This is a genomic window from Tabrizicola sp., from assembly GCF_036781545.1.
Lineage (GTDB): Bacteria > Pseudomonadota > Alphaproteobacteria > Rhodobacterales > Rhodobacteraceae > Tabrizicola.
This window is the reverse complement of record NZ_DAIQAT010000276.1, coordinates 1-1551: the sequence shown is the minus strand read 5'-3', so window position 1 is coordinate 1551 and position 1551 is coordinate 1. Positions and strand designations below refer to the sequence as shown.

The window sequence follows — 1551 nt, the reverse complement described above, 5'->3', positions numbered from 1 at the left end:
AGCTGACGGGCGTGGACCGGGAAGTCGTTGAAAAGTGGCTCTACGTCATCGCCGCCCTTGCCCTCTTCTCCGGCATCCTCGGCACCGGCCACCACTACTACTGGATCGGCACGCCCGGCTATTGGCAATGGATCGGCTCGATCTTCTCCAGCCTCGAAGTCGTCCCCTTCTTCGCGATGATGAGCTTCGCCTTCGTCATGGTCTGGAAGGGCCGCCGCGATCACCCGAACAAGGCCGCGCTCCTGTGGTCCTTGGGCTGCGCCACGCTGGCCTTCTTCGGCGCGGGCGTCTGGGGGTTCCTGCACACGCTGCACGGGGTGAACTACTACAGCCACGGCACCCAGATCACCGCCGCGCACGGGCACCTCGCCTTCTACGGCGCCTATGTCTGCCTGAACCTGGCGATCATCAGCTACGCCATGCCGCACCTGCGGGGCCGCGATCCCTACAACCAGGTCCTGAACATGGCCTCGTTCTGGCTGATGTCCTCGGGCGTGGTCTTCATGACCGTCGTCCTGACCTTCGCCGGCGCCCTGCAGACCCACCTGCAACGGGTCAACGGCGAATACTACATGGACGTGCAGGACCAGCTCTGGATCTTCTACGCCATGCGCTTCGGCGCCGGGGTGGCGGTGGTCCTGGGCGCGGTGCTGTTCATCTACTCGGTCGCCTTCCCGCGGCGCGAGATCTTCACGCCCGGCCCCCTGGAACAGGACCGGCTGGAGCATGACGCCGACCATGTCGCGGCGGAGTGATGGACATGGACGGTTCCCACATCGACACGAGGGGGGCTGACGCCCCCTTCTACCTCCCGCAAGCCGACGAGGTCGCGGTCTTCCAGGCCGCCGCCGCCCATCGCCTGCCGGTGCTCCTGAAAGGCCCCACCGGCTGCGGCAAGACCCGCTTCGTGACCCATATGGCCGCCAAGCTGAACCGCCCGCTCCACACCGTCGCCTGCCATGACGATCTCAGCGCCGCCGACCTGATCGGCCGCTGGCTCCTGAAGGGCGGCGAGACGGTCTGGGTCGACGGTCCCCTAACCCGCGCCGTCCGCGAAGGCGCGATCTGCTACCTCGACGAGGTGGTCGAGGCCCGCAAGGACGTGACCGTCGTCCTCCACCCGCTGACCGACGACCGCCGCATCCTGCCGATCGACCGCACGGGCGAGGAACTGGAAGCCCATCCCGATTTCCTGCTGGTCGCCTCGTACAACCCCGGCTACCAGAACATCCTCAAGACCCTGAAACCCTCCACCCGTCAGCGCTTCGTGGCGCTGGAATTCACCTTCCCGAAACCGGAACACGAAATCCCCGTCGTCGCCCGCGAATCGGGCCTGCCGGAAGCCCGGGTCCAACCCCTCGTCCGGCTTGCGAACAAGCTGCGCGCCATGAAGGGCCAGGACCTCGAGGAAGGCGTGTCCACCCGCCTCGTCGTCTACTGCGCGCAACTCATCCACGGCGGAATGCCCATCGACCGCGCCATCCGCGTGGCGATGATCGAACCCCTCACCGACGACCCGGATGTGAAGGCCGGGCTCCGCGATCTCGTGAC

The 1551-nt window shown here is 66.7% G+C and carries 2 protein-coding genes; both read left to right on the top strand.

Annotated features, from left to right (window positions below; genetic code table 11):
* On the top strand, positions 1-755 hold a 755-nt coding region (locus V7Q39_RS20590), incomplete at its 5' end, for a cbb3-type cytochrome c oxidase subunit I (protein ID WP_333818479.1).
* Positions 755-1551, top strand: a 797-nt coding sequence (locus tag V7Q39_RS20585) for a CbbQ/NirQ/NorQ/GpvN family protein (RefSeq protein WP_443082561.1), incomplete at its 3' end; no start/stop codon positions are given. The genes V7Q39_RS20590 and V7Q39_RS20585, both read left to right, overlap by 1 nt.